This window comes from Veillonella sp. 6_1_27 (assembly GCF_000163735.1).
Lineage (GTDB): Bacteria > Bacillota > Negativicutes > Veillonellales > Veillonellaceae > Veillonella > Veillonella parvula_A.
In genome coordinates, this window is record NZ_GG770218.1 from 109,528 (window position 1) to 127,916 (window position 18,389).

The 18,389-nt window shown below is 39.7% G+C and carries 20 protein-coding genes; 2 read left to right on the forward strand and 18 right to left on the reverse strand.

The genetic code is table 11. The features are described 5' to 3' along the window. Positions 1-69: 69 nt before the first annotated feature. From HMPREF0874_RS09660 to HMPREF0874_RS09740, 17 genes are all read right to left on the reverse strand, one after another. The gene (locus HMPREF0874_RS09660) at positions 70-471 is read right to left on the reverse strand and encodes a S1 RNA-binding domain-containing protein (protein ID WP_004695410.1); all 402 of its coding nucleotides are present in this window, start codon (positions 469-471) and stop codon (positions 70-72) included. A gap of 70 nt (positions 472-541) precedes the next feature. Next, the gene (locus tag HMPREF0874_RS09665) at positions 542-874 is read right to left on the reverse strand and encodes a septum formation initiator family protein (protein ID WP_004698500.1); all 333 of its coding nucleotides are present in this window, start codon (positions 872-874) and stop codon (positions 542-544) included. 177 nt (positions 875-1,051) lie between these two features. Beyond that, positions 1,052-1,999: an L-lactate dehydrogenase gene (locus HMPREF0874_RS09670; RefSeq protein ID WP_038125918.1), complete on the reverse strand. Its 948-nt coding sequence runs from the start codon at positions 1,997-1,999 to the stop codon at positions 1,052-1,054. A gap of 94 nt (positions 2,000-2,093) precedes the next feature. Continuing rightward, positions 2,094-2,909, reverse strand: coding sequence for a hypothetical protein (locus HMPREF0874_RS09675; RefSeq protein WP_008603482.1), 816 nt, complete (start codon positions 2,907-2,909; stop codon positions 2,094-2,096). A gap of 101 nt (positions 2,910-3,010) precedes the next feature. After that, positions 3,011-3,481, reverse strand: a complete 471-nt coding sequence (gene folK / locus HMPREF0874_RS09680; RefSeq protein WP_008603484.1) for a 2-amino-4-hydroxy-6-hydroxymethyldihydropteridine diphosphokinase — start codon at positions 3,479-3,481, stop codon at positions 3,011-3,013. Beyond that, the gene (gene folB, locus HMPREF0874_RS09685) at positions 3,481-3,843 is read right to left on the reverse strand and encodes a dihydroneopterin aldolase (protein WP_008603485.1); all 363 of its coding nucleotides are present in this window, start codon (positions 3,841-3,843) and stop codon (positions 3,481-3,483) included. The genes folK and folB overlap by 1 nt, the downstream gene beginning before the upstream one ends. Next, positions 3,843-4,676: a dihydropteroate synthase gene (gene folP / locus HMPREF0874_RS09690; protein WP_004695397.1), complete on the reverse strand. Its 834-nt coding sequence runs from the start codon at positions 4,674-4,676 to the stop codon at positions 3,843-3,845. The genes folB and folP overlap by 1 nt, the downstream gene beginning before the upstream one ends. After that, positions 4,669-5,238: a GTP cyclohydrolase I gene (folE, locus tag HMPREF0874_RS09695; RefSeq protein ID WP_004695394.1), complete on the reverse strand. Its 570-nt coding sequence runs from the start codon at positions 5,236-5,238 to the stop codon at positions 4,669-4,671. The genes folP and folE overlap by 8 nt, the downstream gene beginning before the upstream one ends. A gap of 8 nt (positions 5,239-5,246) precedes the next feature. After that, positions 5,247-6,803 carry an ABC-F family ATP-binding cassette domain-containing protein gene (locus tag HMPREF0874_RS09700; protein ID WP_008603488.1) on the reverse strand — a complete coding sequence of 519 codons (1,557 nt, stop codon included), beginning with the start codon at positions 6,801-6,803 and terminating at the stop codon, positions 5,247-5,249. Positions 6,804-6,913: 110 nt separating this feature from the next. After that, positions 6,914-8,053, reverse strand: a complete 1,140-nt coding sequence (locus tag HMPREF0874_RS09705) for an amidohydrolase (RefSeq protein ID WP_008603490.1) — start codon at positions 8,051-8,053, stop codon at positions 6,914-6,916. Between the two features lie 126 nt (positions 8,054-8,179). After that, entirely contained in the window at positions 8,180-9,118 is a 939-nt protein-coding gene (locus tag HMPREF0874_RS09710; protein WP_004695389.1) for an LD-carboxypeptidase, read from the reverse strand. 89 nt (positions 9,119-9,207) lie between these two features. After that, positions 9,208-10,809 (reverse strand): peptide ABC transporter substrate-binding protein, encoded by a 1,602-nt coding sequence (locus tag HMPREF0874_RS09715; RefSeq protein ID WP_004695386.1) that lies wholly within the window; start codon positions 10,807-10,809, stop codon positions 9,208-9,210. After that, entirely contained in the window at positions 10,806-11,624 is an 819-nt protein-coding gene (locus HMPREF0874_RS09720) for a serine hydrolase (protein ID WP_008603492.1), read from the reverse strand. Before HMPREF0874_RS09720 ends, HMPREF0874_RS09715 begins: the two co-directional genes overlap by 4 nt. A 12-nt stretch (positions 11,625-11,636) precedes the next feature. Continuing rightward, on the reverse strand, positions 11,637-12,584 hold the full coding sequence (locus tag HMPREF0874_RS09725) for an ABC transporter ATP-binding protein (RefSeq protein ID WP_008603494.1): 948 nt from the start codon (positions 12,582-12,584) through the stop codon (positions 11,637-11,639). Beyond that, complete coding sequence (locus HMPREF0874_RS09730) at positions 12,584-13,564, reverse strand: ABC transporter ATP-binding protein (protein ID WP_008603495.1); 981 nt, start codon at positions 13,562-13,564, stop codon at positions 12,584-12,586. Before HMPREF0874_RS09730 ends, HMPREF0874_RS09725 begins: the two co-directional genes overlap by 1 nt. Further along, positions 13,564-14,463 (reverse strand): ABC transporter permease, encoded by a 900-nt coding sequence (locus HMPREF0874_RS09735; protein ID WP_008603497.1) that lies wholly within the window; start codon positions 14,461-14,463, stop codon positions 13,564-13,566. Before HMPREF0874_RS09735 ends, HMPREF0874_RS09730 begins: the two co-directional genes overlap by 1 nt. Further along, a complete protein-coding gene (locus HMPREF0874_RS09740) occupies positions 14,456-15,388 on the reverse strand; it encodes an ABC transporter permease (RefSeq protein WP_008603500.1) in 933 nt (310 codons plus the stop codon). Before HMPREF0874_RS09740 ends, HMPREF0874_RS09735 begins: the two co-directional genes overlap by 8 nt. Positions 15,389-15,523: 135 nt before the next feature. Between HMPREF0874_RS09740 and HMPREF0874_RS09745 the strand changes: the two genes are divergently transcribed. Then, positions 15,524-16,357: a pyridoxamine kinase gene (locus HMPREF0874_RS09745; RefSeq protein WP_039965504.1), complete on the forward strand. Its 834-nt coding sequence runs from the start codon at positions 15,524-15,526 to the stop codon at positions 16,355-16,357. Positions 16,358-16,378: 21 nt separating this feature from the next. After that, positions 16,379-16,963 (forward strand): DUF805 domain-containing protein, encoded by a 585-nt coding sequence (locus HMPREF0874_RS09750; protein ID WP_004695370.1) that lies wholly within the window; start codon positions 16,379-16,381, stop codon positions 16,961-16,963. Positions 16,964-17,092: 129 nt separating this feature from the next. On the opposite strand, the gene HMPREF0874_RS09755 is transcribed toward HMPREF0874_RS09750, so the two are convergent. Then, on the reverse strand, positions 17,093-18,262 hold the full coding sequence (locus HMPREF0874_RS09755; RefSeq protein WP_004695368.1) for a hypothetical protein: 1,170 nt from the start codon (positions 18,260-18,262) through the stop codon (positions 17,093-17,095). Positions 18,263-18,389 lie beyond the last annotated feature (127 nt).

The following is an 18,389-nucleotide window of genomic DNA, read 5'->3' on the forward strand; positions in this document are numbered from 1 at the left end:
CCCTAATACTATTATAGCGTTAATACTCTATACATAAGTAAAGAGATGGCTAGATGCCATCTCTCACTATTAATCTCGACGACCACCTCGGCCTCCGCGTTTTCCTTCGGTATTACGTTTTAAATCGTGTAATCGTTCATTGCTATCGCGCAAAAATGATTTCATCTTCGCTTCGAAAGACTCTATGCTTTGTTTCGATTGAACACGATGAGGACGTTTTTCTTCGTCCATCCCCTCTTTAGGTTGTGTTTGACGAATGGAAAGTCCTATTTTATTCCCATCAATAGATAAAACCTTAACCTTTACTGGATCCTCAACCTTTAAAAGGGTATTAATATCTTCGATATATCCATGAGCTACTTCAGAAATATGAACTAACCCTGTTTGCTTTTCTCCTAAATCAACAAATACGCCGAATTTTGTAATACCTGATACGGTACCATCAATAATGTTACCAACTTCGATTGCCATGCAACCTCCTAATTAATGCGGAAACCTTAAACTACAAACTGATGCAAAGGAAAAAATAATAGAATACACTCTATTTTACATACGGTACTTCACCAGGCTTTACCAATCCTAACTCCTCACGAGCAACCCCTTCTATGGTCTTTGGATCTTGTAACCTAGCCTTTTCCTGTTCTAACTCTTCATTTCGCTGCTGTAACTCTTGCAATTGTTGCTCTATATGTTGTTTTTCTTGATATACAGCCACCAAGCGATAAGCCTGCCCTAACAGTAACAGCACCATAATCCCTATGCCAATCCGCTTGATCCACATGAGGATAATACGCTGATCCTGTGCTTTGCGATTAGGACGAACCCGTTTGCGTGGCCTTTTTGGGCGTTGTACATCCATAGTGTCCTGAGTCATAATGTCCCCCAAATATTCATCATCTGTATACTGTCATTTTTAGATTATACCACATAACAGAGCTTGGGACTAAAGAAAATTACAGATATTTCTCATTAAGAACGGTAACATAAATCCGTATAATTTTAAAACTCCATATGCGATGTAAACTTTCTATATACAAAAGTAAACATCCACTTACATAGCCTCAGCCTTTGCAACATGTTCACGAATGACAGCACAAGAAGCTTTAAATAAGGCTAGCTCTTCATTGGTTAGTTGCAGTTCAAGAACATCTTCGATACCATCTTTACCAATAACAGCAGGAGTAGATGCAAATATTCCTTCTTCTCCATATTGTCCATTTAAATAACAGGAGCAAGGCAATACCTTCTTTTCATCATGGAATACGGCGCGAATCAATTCTGTGGTAGCACTCGCAATACCAAACTCCGTAGAGCCTTTACCAGCTAGTACATGATAGCCACCAATTTTAACATCATCTAGTACTTTTGTATGGTCAAGTTTAGGAAATCTATGAGGTAGCTCTCGATATAATTCTAAAAGTGGTTTACCTTGTACACAGACATGGGACCACGGCACCATGGCACTACCTCCATGTTCACCTAAACAGTAGGCCGTAATAGAGCGATTACTAATAGTAAAGATATGAGCTAATTCTTTTTGCAATCTAGCTGAATCTAGAGCGGTTCCCGTTGAAATAATACGCTTAGGATTCCACTCAAGATGTTTACATAAATAGGTAGCTACCACATCAGCAGGATTAGAAATTGAAATGATGAAACCTTGAAAAGAAGACTGCTTAATACGTGGAATAACGTCTTTTAGTACAGCCACTGTTTCACCAAGGCTCTCAAGGCGATCCTGATACAAATTCGGCAAAGGCCCCGCACTAAAAACGAGGATATCACAATCTCCACATTCTTCAATAGGACCTGATGTAGCAGTTACTTGATGTGGAATATAGCTTACGGCATCATTAATATCCATAGCTTGCGCCTGAGCTTTTTTCTCGTCAATATCCATCAAATATAATCCATCAACCTCACCTTGCAAGGCTAAAGAAAATGCCACATGAGAGCCTACATGGCCAGTGCCAATAATACCTACCTTACGTAACTTCATAAGAGCCTCCATACCTTAGCATAAAACGATAGCATATCCTCAAATGCCAATTATTTAAATCACATATATCTGTATATGATTTATCTTAATAGAATCATAACTCATTTAAATTCATCTCATCCAAATTGAGTGGGAACAAATCTTTTCCTTCCATCGCTTGAGGAGATTTTTCTAAATATTGTTTACGCATGGACCACAAAATATCCAAATCTGTAGGATCCAATTTAGATAATGCATATATCATAGTAAAGTCAGCACCATAGTGCCCACGTAAGCTATCAGGTACACCCTTAGAGCCTTCACCACTAATGCGGTTATTAAAGAACCCTTGGATACGACGATTATCTAAATCTATAATAATAAAACCTGATCCATCATACACATATAATGTATGATTAACACGTTTTAATGCACGTACTGTATTCGTAATAAAATACTGGTCCTTCAAATCAATGAGGGACGACTCATAACCAGAATGGTAAAAGTCACCATAATAATGGGCCCCTCCATCAGTAGACTCCAACAAGCCTTTAAATTCTTTTTGCTCTTCAGCACTGAAATCGGATAAAGATTTTAGCTTTGTTATATTCCGTAAACCTCGTTGGTAATCATCCGATTTAGTTGGCTCTATATGTTGTCCCCTAAAGGTTATTGGCATTAAACGAAGTGCATTATCAGATAAATTATAAATCCCTAGTCCTTCATAACCTAAAAAATACACTTGTGATCCACTAGTCTTCATAGCTAATATTCGTTTTGAAATAATGGCATCACTAGAATTAACCAGTGTATGCGCTTCTGGATCAATACGTACTGTTTTACTATCATAATTTGCTCCTACAGCAAGCCAGTAAGATATCCCCATTATAATAAGTGCCAGTACAAATAATCCAATACGTTTTATATTCATCTACGCTCTCCATGACTTTCCAATCATAAAACGTAAAAGCATGCGTACAATATGTATCGTGTTTACAGTGTATCTAACATTAGATTATATACGATTCTAGCTTATACACCCAATTGAGCTAATCGGTCAGCAATCTTAGTCCCTTTATATGTGAATGTTGGTAATAGCTGAGATAGCGGTTCTATTACAAATTTACGATTCCAAAAATGAGGATGCGGTATCACAAGACTTTCATCACACAAAGAAATCATCTTCCCCTCTATATCGTACACTAAAATAATATCCAAATCTAATGTGCGAGGTCCCCAATGAATCAATCGTTTTCGTCCAGCCTCCTGCTCTAATTGCTGAATAAGGCTGAGCATTTGATGTGGATCTAGAGTGCTTTCACAAGACCATACGCCATTGACAAAGGTGTCTTGTTCCGTATATCCCCACGGCTCAGTTTCAATCAGAGGAGAAGTGACTAGCCTGGAAATTGCCTCATGATGTAGTAAGGATCGAAAAGCAGAACTGATGTAGCCTCTCTTATCCCCCATATTCGAGCCTACACTGATGTAATAGGTATACATCAAATTTGTCCTCTTGTGGTGATAACCTCAACATAATCCAAAATACCTGAAATCGGTACAGATGGTTTACGCACCGTTACTGAGAGACCTACGATACCTTGATAATGTTGGTACAAGGAATCGGCGATAAGCGCCCCTAATCGTTCTAACAAATTATGCTTTTCACCAGTCATAATTGATTCTACAATTTCATATACCTCTACATAATTGATGGAGTCCTCTAATTGATCACTTTGACCGGCCTTTGTAAGATCAGTTATTATTTCTACATCTACAAAAAATCGTTGCCCTTGTTCTTGCTCAGATGCCAAATTTCCGTGGTATCCGTAAAATGCCATATTTTTTAAAACGATTCTATCCATTATTCACCTCGTAACAAGCCGTCTGCTACAGCTAAGGCGCGTTTGTGCATTTTCACATTGTGAACACGCACCATATCAACGCCTTGGAATACACCTGTAATACAAGCAGCTACCGTACCTTCATCGCGATCTTCCGGAGGCAATCCGCCTAACATAGATCCGATGAAACGCTTACGGCTTGGAGCAAGCAAAACAGGGTATTCATAAGCGGTTAACTCACCCAAGCGTTGCATAACTTCAATATTTTGTTCTTCAGTTTTACCAAAGCCAATACCTGGGTCAAGCCAGATTTGTTGTGGCGTTACACCCTCTTTCAACGCTTTATCAATAGCGCAGAAGAAGAAAGCTTTCATATCTTCAATGATATCACCATAGTTTGTATCATTACTATTATGCATGATGATAACAGGTACCTTATATTTAGCCACCACCGCGGCCATGTCAGGGTCATAATGTAAGCCCCATACATCATTTAGAATATGTGCCCCTTTTGAGAAAGCATATTCTGCGGTTTTTGCATGATATGTATCGATAGATACAGGAACGGTAGAGGCCTTTAACACAGGTTCTATCAATAAAGAAAGACGTTCTATTTCTTCGTCCGTAGTCAAAGGTGTAGAACCTGGTCGTGTAGACTCAACGCCTAAATCGATAATATCTGCACCATCTTCAATCATTTGTTTCACATGAGCAGTAGCTGTTTCTGGTGTATTAAATTGCCCCCCATCAGAGAAGGAGTCAGGTGTACCATTCAGTATACCCATGATAAGGGTACGATCACACAAAGATAAGTTTTTGCCATCATTCCATGTATAATTTCTACGTTTAAACATTTACCTGTCCTCCGCCTAACATTGCCAACGCTTCATCCCTTACTGTACCTGTTTCAGCTAATACGCCTCGGCTTTCTAATGTAATTACCTTTGAATCTTGCTGCATAGTTCCTTTAATAAGCATACATAATTGAGTCGATGTAATACGAACAAAAACACCATGAGCAGATAAATCATTCATTATCGCATCTGCTAATTCAGATGCTAACCGCTCTTGTAATTGCGGTCTGCGACTGAGTATATTAACAACATCTTGAAACTTACTGAGCCCTGCCACACATCCATCCTTGGGTTGATACACAATGTCTACAGTCCCAAAGAATGGCAATAAGTGGTGCTCACACATAGAATAAAAGGGAATACCTGTAACGGCTATAAGTCCCTTGTAATCAGTGCTAAACGTTTCACCCCATACCGATTTTGTTTCGACTCCTACGCCACTAAATAACTCACCATATAATTCTGTTACACGACTTGGTGTCTTTTCTAACTCTGGTGCCTCTGTATCAACAGATAAAGCCTCTAAGAATTGCTTTATCCCGTCATTTGCACGTTGATTCATCGGTCCTCCTAAACAATCTTTGTCGTCCAATCTTCAATATTCCAAATATCCGTAACCCAATCTTGATAGAATTCAGGCTCGTGACTTACCAATATAATTGCACCTTTAAAATCACGTAGTGCACGGCTCAGTTCTTCTTTTGCATATATGTCTAAATGGTTAGTCGGTTCGTCTAGGACCAACACATTGTACTTATTCTGCATGAGCTTACATAGGCGAACCTTCGCATTCTCACCACCTGAAAGTACGCGCATTTGAGACGTAATATGTTCATTTGTAAGGCCACAACGAGCTAATGCTGCACGCACCTCTGCATTTGTCATCGCCGGATATTCATTCCAAATATAATCTAATGCTGTTTCAGAATTAGATGGCGTATCCTCTTGGGCAAAATAGCCAACTTGTAAGAATTCACCTTTTACCAACTCACCACTAACAGGCTTTAATAGACCTAAAATAGTCTTCAACAACGTTGTTTTACCTAAACCATTGACACCGCGAATAGCAATTTTTTTGTTTCTTTCAATTTGAAAGTCTACTGGTCTTGTTAATGGTTCATCATAACCTAATTGCAATCCAAAAGCCTCTACGATAAAGCGACTTGGCGTACGGCCTTCTTTAAAGCCAAAAGTGGGCTTGATATACTCTTTTGGCTTTTCTAGAATTTCCATCTTTTCTAAGCGCTTTGCTCGAGAATTTGCCATACCACGTGTTGCAACGCGCGCTTTATTGCGCTGAATAAAGTCTTCCATACGCTCAATCTCTTGCTGTTGACGTTCATACGCCTTAGCTGCTTGCGCTTTTTTCACCTCGTAAGCAGCTTGGAACTGATGATAATCACCAGTATAACGCGTAAGCACCGCTTGTTCGATATGGTAAATAACATTGACTACGGAGTTTAAAAACTCCATATCATGAGAAATCAAGATAAAGGCATTTTCATAATTTTGCAAATAGTTTTGCAACCACTGAATATGCTCCACATCAAGATAGTTTGTCGGTTCGTCTAAGAGCAAAATAGTCGGTTTCTCTAGTAATAGTTTTGTGAGCAAAACCTTGGTACGTTGACCACCGCTGAGCTCTGTTACATCTCGATCTAAGCCGATATCCATAAGTCCCAATCCGGCAGCGGTACGCTCAATAACCGCATCAATTTCATAGAACCCACGTTGCTCAAGAATTTCTTGCCATTCCCCTACCTGTTCAAGTAGCTTATTCATTTCATCTTCGGACACATCACCCATGCGATTATACGCATCGTTAATGTTTTGCTCCATGACGAATAAATCATCAAAAGCACGTTGTAATACATCACGGATGGTCATACCTTTTTCAAGAACAGCATGTTGATCCAAATACCCAACAGTTACCTGATTGGACCATTCAATTTTCCCCTCATCAGGTGGCAATTTACCTGTAATGATATTAAGAAACGTAGATTTACCTTCACCATTTGCACCAATGAGGCCTACATGTTCACCTTTTAGCAAACGGAATGATGCATCATCTAAAATTTGTCGCGCTCCAAAACCATGAGTTACATTTGAAACGGTTAAAACACTCATATCTATCTCCACCGGAATAAAAGCCGTCTTGTTGAAGACGGCTTATTTCATACTTACTTAAATATTATATCTATTGTACCTTTTTGACCTCTATATGTCAAAAATTGAACTTACTTACACATCGCATAACGCAAGGCTACAACAGCCATAATCTTAGCACCCTTAATCGCTTGGTCTAACCCATAGTCAGATCCAGCAGCACAAGTAAATTCTGGCGTATGCGCTTCTAAACCTAATCCAATCTGCAAGGTAGGCTGTGCTGTTGGTACTTCGTAAGACACATTACCTACATCAGTGCTACCATCCGCCTCATCATCAGGCAATATACGTGGGCTTTCACCAAATTCAGTCATCACATCTTTAAAGAGATTTAATAACTGTTTATCTTGACGCATATCCTTAAAGAGTGGCTCATAGTGATGCATCTCAACTTGAGCTCCATAGGATGAACCGATTTCTTGGGCTGCCTCTTTAATAGCCGGCAAAATAATACCTTCTAAATCATCCACTGTACTACCACGAACAGTCATACGAATCGTAGCCTTTGGTGTAACCACATTTGGTGCCGTACCTGCCTCTGTAAAGATGGCACCTACAATAGCACCTTTAGGAAAGGTCTTTTTTAAATCTTTTACCCTTTGATATAAGTCTACCGCACAATCTAAGGCATTGATTCCTGAATCTGTTAAGGATGCAATATGACAAGAACGTCCATGGAACGTAACCTCTAGAGGATGTGTCGCCAATGATGTACCTCCCACCTCATTTTCTCCACCTGGATGAATGATAAGTGCTGCCTCATAGCCTTTAAAAAGACCGGCTTCTGCCATATATACCTTACCACCGATAGTTTCCTCTGCAGGGCACCCAAAGAATGTTGTACCCCAATCCTGTGGTGCACTTTGACTAAAAGCAACAGCAGCACCTAAGCTCATCATAGCAATAAGGTTATGACCACAGCCGTGGCCTAGTTCCGGTAACGCATCATATTCACCTAAGAAGGCTATTTTATGCCGTGCAGTACCGTTATAGTCGCCCCGTAACGCTGTTTGTAACTCTGGCCGATTAGTTAGACTTACATGAGATATAAAATTATGTGTTTCTAAGAATTGGTGAATTACCTTTACTGCTTTATGCTCATTCAAGCCCAATTCAGGATTATCGTGTAAATATATGGAAACTGCACGCAATTCCCGTGCCATACTATCTATGATGGCACAGGCGCGAGCCTCTCGTTCTTGTAGTGTCATAACTCCCCTTGTTATTATCTAATATCTTATTACCTATTATTTTATTACCTAATATCACGGTAACTACTATTTTTATCTAATATCTATTTGCCTATTAAGTAAAATCGTTCATCCAAAAGCTCTTAACTATTTCGTATAAGGATGAACGATGATGGTATTAGAAATATATCTAAAGCTAATCGTCGCTCCTAGCGGTAATGTTTGATGTGGCGCCCCATGTCCCGTTGGCACATAGCATACAAAAGGATCTGGTAATTTTGGATTTCTATTTTCCTCCATATAGCGCAATGCTTCATAACCTAAATCGTAATCACGCTCATCTTCATCTCCTTCACAATCTGTAAAGATACCAATGACTAAGCCTTTAATACGGCTCAACAAACCGCTGAGTCGAAATTGTTGTAACATGCGATCCAGCTTATAAGGAGCCTCCCCTACATCTTCAATAAATAGTAAGGTATCTTCCCATGATTCATTCTCTAAAAAATAAGGCGTTCCCGATAACATGGATACCATCGTCATATTACCACCTCGTAAAATACCCTCACCGAGTTCTGTGCCAATCGCACCTCGGGGAGGCTCTGGCAAGGGTTCTATAACTTTTAATTTGCCTTCTAAAGCATTAAATAGCGTATCAATATCTGACTTACGGTCTAATTTAAAATCTACCCCCATAGGTCCATGATAAGTAATGAGGCGGCTATATCGATTAATAGCCATATGAAGTGCTGTACAATCACTATATCCAACAAAAGCCTTCCGATACTTACGAATCGCTTTATAATCTAATAAATCTAAATAGCGCATCGTGCCATAACCACCGCGCAAGGCAAGAACCGTATCACAAGGAGCCACAGTCATCATGTATTGAAATTCTACGGCTTGCTCCTCAGGTGTGCCTCCATATAGCCCCTTTCTCCTTGCACTTTCACCTACAAGCACCTTATAGCCTTTAGCCTTACAAATTTCTTCTATTCTATGTAAATCTTCATCGCTAGCACTAGCAGGTGCCATAATACCTATGGTCATCCCCGGTGCCAAACGTTTTGGTTCAATCCAGTCCATATATCCTCAGAAAATACCTGTTAACTTATAATATATTAATATTCCCATACAACAAAAGACGTACACAAGGTGTACGTCTTAAGTGTATCTTATTTGTATGCTTTTTTAAAGTCAACAAGTCCCAATGTGGTCCAGAAATAATTTTGAATTGTTCCGTTTGTCACATATGGTTGTGTTGTAAAGTACAACGGCATAACAAGAGATTCATCAAAAATCATCTTTTCTGCTTCATGCATCAACGCATCACGAGCCGCCCCATTTGGAGTTGTACGAATACGTGCAATCAACTCATTATACTCATCACTATGATACTGACCATCGTTATCTTCAGCAGAGAATACCTCTAAAAAGTTTTGTGGATCGCTATAATCGGCAACCCAAGAAGCGCGAGCTACTTGGTACTTGCCAGCTTCACGGTCTGCCAAGAATACCTTTGTCTCTTGATTTTGTAAGCGTACATCTGCGCCAAATGCATTTATCCATGCATCTTGAATCGCTTCTGCAATAGCTTTATGTAATTCACTTGTATTATACAAAATCGTAATTTGCGGCAATGGACGATTCTTGCCATAGCCAGCCTTTTTCAGGATTTCCTTGGCTTGCTCTACATCTTCGTATACGAGATAGCTACCAGCTTCACGGAAGTCTTCACGACCATTGCTTTCAAGCATACCATATGGTACGAATGCATAAGCTGGCTCTTTACCGCCTCTAACAATATTATTAACAATATTAGCACGGTTGATAACCATAGAAAAGGCTTTACGCACATCTGGATCTGTGAAAGGTTCTGCTTTCACATTGAATACGTAATAGTAGTTACCAAGCATAGGGCCAATATGTAATAGGCCGGCTTCTTCTAGACGTTTTTGATCCGCTACAGGAGGCTCAACCGTCATATCAGCTTCGCCACCTTCAACTAAGGTAAGGCGTGTACTTTGAGACTCACTAATAGGCCAATTCATTTTCTCTGTCTTCACAGATTCTGCATCCCAATAGTTTGGATTCTTAATGAAATCCATTTCCCCATTATGCTTCCAAGAAAGTAAACGATATGGACCATTAGATACTATTGTTTCCGCATTAGCCGCCCAGTTTTCGTGAGCTTCTACTGCTTTTTTACTCACTGGGTAATAGCTATGAGACGCTAATAATTTCAAGAAATAAGCCGTTGGATTTTCTAAGGTAACTACCAATGTATCCTCATCAATAGCTTTAACCCCAACATCTTCAGCTGCAGCTTTACCCGTATTAAAAGCTTCACCATTTTCCAATACATATAACATATATGCATTATCCGCATGGACTTCAGGGTCTAATACGCGCTTCCAAGCGTATTCAAAGTCATAAGCCGTCAAAGGCTCTCCATTGGACCATTTTAAATTAGGTCGTAAATGGAAGGTATACTCACGACCATCATCGGAGATGTCCCAATTTTTAGCAAGTGCTGCTTCAGGTTCACTTTCATCATTCAAACGAACTAGACCATCGAATAATTGAAGTTGAACCGTAGCCTCCGGAGAGGTAGTAGACTTTGCGGGATCCAATGTGGATGGTTCCTGCTCAATAACATAGCGGATTGTGTGTTCATCGATTGGTTGAACACCACGAGGGTACCCAAATACGAATAAGAGTACGCTCACCCCTAGAGCGAGGACCATGAGTTTTAACAAGTTTCGTTTATCCATCATGGCAATGCTTCCTCTACAAATTCTTTCATGATGCGCCCAACTTGAGCGCCTAACTCTTTACCTCGGTCATTATCGATATCGCTCATTAAAAGGATAAAACAAAAATGACCCCTAAATGTTTCTATTACACCCCCATCATGTTCTACACGATCAAGGGATCCTGTTTTATGGTGAAAGCGTATGCCTTCTCCCCAGTAAAATGGTAAGATATCACGGAATTGTTGGCGACCTAAGATATTCCACATTTCTCGGCCATAAGCATCTCTATCACGACATTCAAAAATGTGTTTATACAAACGAGCTAACGACATAGCTGTAATGTGATTATCACGACCTTCAGCTAGGGCGTTAAAGTCCATCATCATGCGATTAAGCTCCATCTCATCCATACCAAGCTTTTCTGCACGAGCATTGATATTTTCCATGCCGAGCACTGTGATGAGTAGATTTGTTGCGATATTATCACTAAGAACCATCATGAGACGGCATAACTCAAGATATGTAAAACTATGTTTACCAACTAACTCTTGTAGTGCGCCGCCACCTTCAACGCGTGGAGTTCTAGATAAAGGAACTGTATCATTAATGTCCAATTGCTCCGTACGAGCTAAATGAAAGACATATTCCATGATAAGTACCTTAATTAAACTCGCACTAGAATGTACAGTATTTTCACCTCTAGCTGCGATGAGTGTTGGTTCCTCTTCATCATCGAATTGTAGCACCGCATAAGATATATTCCCTGCTGGTGCCAATTCTTTAATGACTGTATCTAGTTGATGTTCCAAGGACTTGCCAACAATTAGTTTTTCCATACTATTCTCCCATTATATGTGCCAGCATGCGATGTGGCGATCTGCCCAATCTCGAAGTGGCGGACGTTCTGTAAAACAACGACCTTCCGCTTCTGGACATCGACCACTAAACAGACACCCTTTTGGTGGGTCTAATGGATTTGGTGGATCCCCTTTAAGCGGTGCCCCAATTGGTGCATGTGGCATAACTGGACCATTTAAGGCCGTCAATGCACGGGTATACGGATGCTGAGGGAATTCATATAAGTCCAATGCAGGACCTTCTTCCATGACGGCACCTAAATACATAACAACCATGCGATGACTAATGTAGCGCACCATATTTAAATCATGAGAAATAAAGAGGTACGAAATACCATGTTGTTCTTGTAACCGTTCTAGTAATGTCATAATTTGCACTTGGATAGATACATCTAACGCAGAAATCGGCTCATCACAGATGATACATTGAGGCTCCATAATAAGAGCCCGTGCAATGCCGATACGTTGACGTTGCCCACCAGATAGTTCATGAGCATAACGCTCACCAAATGACATATTTAAGCCAACTTGGTCAAGCACCTCTTTTACACGAATCACGCGATCTCGAGGTGTATACTTTGGATCCAGTTCTAAAGGCTCCTCTAAAATCGCATTAACCGTAAGCCGCGGATTAAGGGATGCATAAGGATTTTGAAATACCATTTGCATCACCGGGTGAACAGACTCTCTATCCACATAAGGGTTGATATGTCGACCATTCATATAAATAGAACCAGATGTAGCTTGATATAAACCCATCAAAGTGTAACCAAATGTAGATTTACCACATCCAGATTCACCTACGATACCTAGGGTTTCCCCTGGTGATTGATATAGACTCACGCCTTGTACGGCATGTACCGTTTGTTTTGGCTTAAATAAGCCGCCTGACAGGGTGAACTCTTTAACGAGATTGTCAGTCTCCCATACGTAACTCATTAAAGTCCCTCCAACTTAGCTAACCAACATGTAAACTGGTGACTTTCACCAACATTTGTAACCATCGGAACCCGACTACCACAGATTCGCATAGCCCATTTACAACGAGGATTAAATGCGCATCCACGAGGTAAATCAAATAGATCAGGTGGTTGACCTTCAACAGCCTTCAATTCGCCGTGCCATTTACCTTGAGGCAATGCAAGCAACAGCCCCAAAGTATATGGATGACGAGGCTCGCTAAAAATACCATCTACTGTAGCAGACTCAACACATTTACCTGCGTACATAACCATAACCCGATCACAAATTTGAGCAATAACACGTAGGTTATGAGAGATAAAGATAATCCCTATGCCAGCCTCTACGGCTAATGTTTGCATAAGGCGCAAAATTTGTGCCTCTGTAGTAATATCAAGAGCTGTTGTGGGCTCATCACAAATTAAAATCTTGGGACGACCGGCCACTGCCATAGCAATACATACGCGTTGGCGCATTCCACCGCTCAACTCATGAGGATATTGAGATAACCGGCGTTCCGGTGTAGACAGCCCCATCTTCTTCAATAAATCGATGGCAATGGCCCTTTCATCGTAATCTTCACCATACGCATTTGTACGACGGATAACCTCATACATTTGCTCTCCAATGGTCATGATAGGATTCAAGGAGGTCATAGGATCTTGGAACACCATGGCAACCGTCGTACCACGAAGTTCATTCCAATCATCTTCAGTAAATCCTAAACAATCATGACCATCAATCATGAATGTATCCGCTTTAATTTTAGTTTTACCATATGGCAATAAGCCCATTAAAGAGTTAACTAAAACGGATTTACCACACCCAGATTCCCCGACTATACCTAAAATCTCACCAGGGTATAAAGAAATATCTTGATTGCGAATAACTCGCAACGGACCTTGGAAGGTATTGATGGTAATAGATACATTACGTACATCAACAATAGCATTATTCATTATCTATCTCCTTCCTTAGGGTCTAATACATTACGTAAACCGTCGCCAAAAAATGCGAAACCAAGCATGGTAATACTAATAGCAACAGCTGGGAAAATCAATTGGAACGGATAAGAGCGCATGCTACTAATACCTTCAGAAGCTAGTACGCCCCAGCTCGCCATAGGTGCATTTACACCTAAGCCGATAAAACTAAGAAATGCTTCTGTAAAAATAGCCTCAGGAATGGCCAATGTTAAAGTAATAATGATCGGTCCTACACAGTTTGGTAAAATATGACGTAATAAAATTCGACGCTTAGGAATACCCATAGCTTCTGCTGCAATGATGTATTCTTCGTTTTTAACTTTCAAAATTTGGCTGCGTACGATACGGGCCATATTAAGCCAATACGCAATCCCCAACGCTACAAAAATAGAGATTAGCCCAGGTCCAAGTACAACCATCAATAAGATTACGTATAGTAAAAGTGGAATACCATACAAAACATCTACGATCCCCATCATGATACGGTCTACCTTGCCACCTATATAACCCGCAATGCCGCCATAGGCAACGCCAATCACAAGATTAATAAAAGCTGCTACAAAACCAATGGTTAAGGAAATACGAGCGCCGTACATAACACGTGTATAGATATCACGGCCCAATGTATCCGTACCAAACCAATGGCTAAAGCTTGGACTTTGGTTCGCATCAATTAAGGATTGGTCCGCATAGGTATAAGGTGAAATAAGTGGGCCTAGAATAGCAAGCACCATCATCACAATAATGATGGTTGCACCAACTACAGCTAAACGATTTACCTTAAATCGTTCCCATTTACTAGGACGTTTTATAAAGCTAGTAATCTCTTCTTGAGGGGCTCGTTCAATAGGTAAAAAGTCTTCCTTATTCATCTGTCCCCTCCTCCGTTGTAACTCGTGGATCGATTAATGGATAAATCATGTCCACCAAAATATTAAGAAATACTACAAGCGCACTATAGAAAATCGTAATACCAAGAATAACCGTATAGTCTCGGTTATAAATAGATGTTACAAAATACTGACCTAGACCAGGAATCGCAAAAATTGTTTCTACGATAAAGCTGCCTGTTAACAAACTAGCTGCCAATGGACCTAAGTACGTAATAACTGGCAAAATTGCATTGCCAAGGGCATGACGTGTCAAAATGGTCCAAGAACCTAGACCTTTTGCGCGAGCTGTACGAATGTATTCTTGTTGATACACGTCAAGTAAACCACTGCGCGTTAAACGAGCAATAAATGCCATCGGTTGCGCTGCTAATGTCAACACAGGTAACACCATGTAAGAGGGGCCACGCCATAAGGCTACCGGGAACCATCCCAATTCAAAGCCTACTATGTACACAAGAACAGCACCGATAATAAATGTTGGTACCGAAATCCCTATTGTAGATAATACAGTTACCGCATAATCTACAATGCTATTAGGTCTCATGGCACTAATCGCACCAGCTGTAATACCACCAACTATAGCTACCATTAAAGATAATAAACCAAGCTGTGCGGAAATTGGGAATGCATCACCAATTATATCGTTTACACTACGGCCTTCATATTTAAATGATGGGCCCAAGTCACCTGTAATGACGCCACCTAAATAATCTCCATACTGTTTCCATACAGGATCATCGAGATGATATTTAGCCTCGATACTTGCTTTCACCTGAGGCGGTAATTTCTTTTCTGTTGTAAAAGGCCCACCAGGTATCGCATACATTAATGCAAATGTTACGGTAATGATGACCCATAAGATTATGATTGCGCCACCTAGGCGTCGAAATACATACCTCGTCATTGTCACTTTCCTCCATAAAAAGTCTATTCGTTTTATTATACTACATTATGAAGTTAATTTCATGATTAACATCATTACATTTACAGAAAGGCTCACATAACGTACAATAAAATATATGATTATTTGGAGGTGTCTATGATAGCAGTACCTAGAGTTTTAACAATTCAAGACATGAGCTCTATCGGACGCTGTGCCCTTACCGTTATGATTCCTATCATCAGTGCCATGCGCTGTCAGGCGGTTCCTTTGGCGACAGCGGTACTAAGCAATCACTTAGAGTATCCACACTATGAATTCGTTGATTTATCTGCTCATATGAGAGATTTTATGGACTGCTGGGATAAAAACGAAATTGACTTTCACGCTATCGTAAGTGGATTCTTGGCATCACCAGAACAAATTCACCTCGTTGAAGAAGCAATCGATCGATTTGCCTCTAATGGTCAGATGGTTATCGTCGATCCCGCAATGGCCGATGATGGTCGCCTCTATTCCATTTATACTCCTGATATGGTTGTAGCTATGCGCCAACTTGTATCTAAGGCCCACATCGTAAAGCCAAACTATACTGAGGCATGCTTCTTATTAGATATTCCATTCTCAACAAATCCTATTAGCGAAGATGAATTACGTGAGCGATGTAAACAATTACATCACATGGGCCCTGAAATGGTTATCATGACCAGCGTCCCATCGAAAACACATGCTGTTATTGCGGTCTATGATGGACCTACAGACTTTTTAAAAACATACTCTATACCTCTGGTTCCTGTAAAAGCTACAGGGACAGGAGATATTTTTACTGCTGTATTATCTGGTGCTGTAATGAGGGGATATTCTCCTTATGATGCGGCAGAACTGGCAATGAATTTTACTACCAAAGCGATTCAAGCAACGTTAGATACAGTACAATCACTAAAACAGGGAGTCGCATTTGAGTTAGTTTTGCCAGAATTAACTCAACTATAAGCTATAAATAAAGGGGAACTTATGGATTTACTTTATGTTGTATTACGAACACTGCTCATATGTACCATCGGTTTACTCATTGCATTCCAAGGACGTCGCATGGGTTTATCGATTTTTAACTTAACGGGACGGTTAAATCGACTACAATTTATCATATGCTTCATCGCTTTAATGATTTTATTTCATATTGTCCACTACATCGATAACATATTCTTGGACTTTGTTGTATCACTACCAGCATATTGGTTGACTAGGGTCATTATTTGGCTCTTATTGGCAACCCTCTTTCCTTTATCTTGTGTCTTATTTGGCCGTCGTATTCACGACATCGGCTTCAATGCATGGGCAGGAATCCTCTGGTCGGTAATCATGATTTTCATCAATACCTACTCTGCCGTATCTCCATTCAATTACATGCTAGAGCTTTTTATATGGCTCATCGGCTTCCTATTCTGGGTATTGCCAGGACAACCTGAGCCTAATCAATATGGCAACCCTCCATTTATGACTGTAAATCGGACAGTTTATGAACCAATACAGACTCCTATATCTAACAAAAAACAAGAAGGTCGAAAAACAGTTCGTAAGCGACGCAAAAAGCGATAATTAAAAATTAACACCCTACAATAAAAAACGTATCTCTATAAGTAATATATACCTTCTTTACTGGACAACCAGTAAAGAGAGTACATATCAAAGAGATACGTTTTTATTATGTCTTCTGTTTTTACAATATTAGTTCATTAACAACATCAACTCAATCAAAGTACAACCTATATATGCAATAATAAACTTAACCTTTTGTTTACGCGCTCTATCATCATCTGCAATTTTAAGTCGATTTGCAAGGAATCGTTTATCTCGAATTTGCAACAAAAGGTGTTTAATTCGCTCTTGGCTTTCATTAGCAGTATACTCATCACAATCAGCTGTCAATGTAGCTTGTTGCATGAAGATGCGTCGGTGTAGTTTACGCATTTGAATTTTAATATTGTTATGTACAAATGCACTTTGCCACTGTTTGCGAGAATCAAAATACATGTACAAATACCGAGGAATATTCATAACCAAGAAGGAAATGATAAAAATCCCTAAGGAAATTAAAAAGTATGTAGAGAATGAAAATTCCAATGTTTCTGTTGGTAAGTAGTGATGCAAGATAATAAAAGTAATCCATACACCTATTGGCAATAAAAGAACCGCTGCAATATCGATAGAACGAAGCCAGCTAGTACGAGTTGGCACATCAGGTACTGTAAAAGTATCTACAGGATCATGGAATGCATAGTAATCCAACTGTAACACAGATTGACTGGTACGCGGGTTACCCAAGAGAACGGGTCCATTACTACCAATATGGCGCTCAGGCATGGGTATAAATTTCTTCACTTGTGTATTAGGTAATAAGTCAAACTGAATTATACCCTTCTTCTCAAAGCGTACAGTAGATCCTTTTTCACCTAATGCAATAGGGTTAAAGAAAATACCGAAGAGACTTAGACACCAGTTACCCAACAAGTGTAAAATAGAGTTCAAAATAAACCCACCTGTATCTATATTATTTGTATCTAAACGAATGGCAAAGGATGATGAATAATCATCGAACCATAAATCCTCTAAGGTGAATTCCACATTAATCACATTCCCCCATTTTGTAATAATGGATAGGAATATTTGATTGTTTGGTTCAAATTCAAATGTTACAGCATAAAAGAACCAATGATTACGAAGAGCGGCACGCAACATGCGATTAACCATATCTTCTTCTATATATAATAAGCGATGGTCAAACAAATCTTGTTCTAAAGGTGCTTTTTCTAATACGGGCGCCTTATCCACCACCGCATCTCGATCAGATAATGCTTCATCCACCAAAGCTCGTAATTTGGTGAAGATTTTAGTCATAACCCCTCCAAGGGTGAAATAATAGCTCTTAACACAAAAATTATACCATATATTGCATGATTTATCGATAAAAGTATACTACATATACTATTAAATATAAATATAATTAAAGCCCCTTTTTGCATAG

Excerpts from the sequence above, each read along its gene's own strand:
- HMPREF0874_RS09660 (WP_004695410.1), bottom strand. The coding sequence starts at position 471 with ATGGCAATCGAAGTTGGTAACATTATTGATGGTACCGTATCAGGTATT.
- HMPREF0874_RS09665 (WP_004698500.1), bottom strand. The coding sequence starts at position 874 with ATGACTCAGGACACTATGGATGTACAACGCCCAAAAAGGCCACGCAAA.
- HMPREF0874_RS09670 (WP_038125918.1), bottom strand. The coding sequence starts at position 1,999 with ATGAAGTTACGTAAGGTAGGTATTATTGGCACTGGCCATGTAGGCTCT.
- HMPREF0874_RS09675 (WP_008603482.1), bottom strand. The coding sequence starts at position 2,909 with ATGAATATAAAACGTATTGGATTATTTGTACTGGCACTTATTATAATG.
- folK (WP_008603484.1), bottom strand. The coding sequence starts at position 3,481 with ATGTATACCTATTACATCAGTGTAGGCTCGAATATGGGGGATAAGAGA.
- folB (WP_008603485.1), bottom strand. The coding sequence starts at position 3,843 with ATGGATAGAATCGTTTTAAAAAATATGGCATTTTACGGATACCACGGA.
- folP (WP_004695397.1), bottom strand. The coding sequence starts at position 4,676 with ATGTTTAAACGTAGAAATTATACATGGAATGATGGCAAAAACTTATCT.
- folE (WP_004695394.1), bottom strand. The coding sequence starts at position 5,238 with ATGAATCAACGTGCAAATGACGGGATAAAGCAATTCTTAGAGGCTTTA.
- HMPREF0874_RS09700 (WP_008603488.1), bottom strand. The coding sequence starts at position 6,803 with ATGAGTGTTTTAACCGTTTCAAATGTAACTCATGGTTTTGGAGCGCGA.
- HMPREF0874_RS09705 (WP_008603490.1), bottom strand. The coding sequence starts at position 8,053 with ATGACACTACAAGAACGAGAGGCTCGCGCCTGTGCCATCATAGATAGT.
- HMPREF0874_RS09710 (WP_004695389.1), bottom strand. The coding sequence starts at position 9,118 with ATGGACTGGATTGAACCAAAACGTTTGGCACCGGGGATGACCATAGGT.
- HMPREF0874_RS09715 (WP_004695386.1), bottom strand. The coding sequence starts at position 10,809 with ATGATGGATAAACGAAACTTGTTAAAACTCATGGTCCTCGCTCTAGGG.
- HMPREF0874_RS09720 (WP_008603492.1), bottom strand. The coding sequence starts at position 11,624 with ATGGAAAAACTAATTGTTGGCAAGTCCTTGGAACATCAACTAGATACA.
- HMPREF0874_RS09725 (WP_008603494.1), bottom strand. The coding sequence starts at position 12,584 with ATGAGTTACGTATGGGAGACTGACAATCTCGTTAAAGAGTTCACCCTG.
- HMPREF0874_RS09730 (WP_008603495.1), bottom strand. The coding sequence starts at position 13,564 with ATGAATAATGCTATTGTTGATGTACGTAATGTATCTATTACCATCAAT.
- HMPREF0874_RS09735 (WP_008603497.1), bottom strand. The coding sequence starts at position 14,463 with ATGAATAAGGAAGACTTTTTACCTATTGAACGAGCCCCTCAAGAAGAG.
- HMPREF0874_RS09740 (WP_008603500.1), bottom strand. The coding sequence starts at position 15,388 with ATGACGAGGTATGTATTTCGACGCCTAGGTGGCGCAATCATAATCTTA.
- HMPREF0874_RS09745 (WP_039965504.1), top strand. The coding sequence starts at position 15,524 with ATGATAGCAGTACCTAGAGTTTTAACAATTCAAGACATGAGCTCTATC.
- HMPREF0874_RS09750 (WP_004695370.1), top strand. The coding sequence starts at position 16,379 with ATGGATTTACTTTATGTTGTATTACGAACACTGCTCATATGTACCATC.
- HMPREF0874_RS09755 (WP_004695368.1), bottom strand. The coding sequence starts at position 18,262 with ATGACTAAAATCTTCACCAAATTACGAGCTTTGGTGGATGAAGCATTA.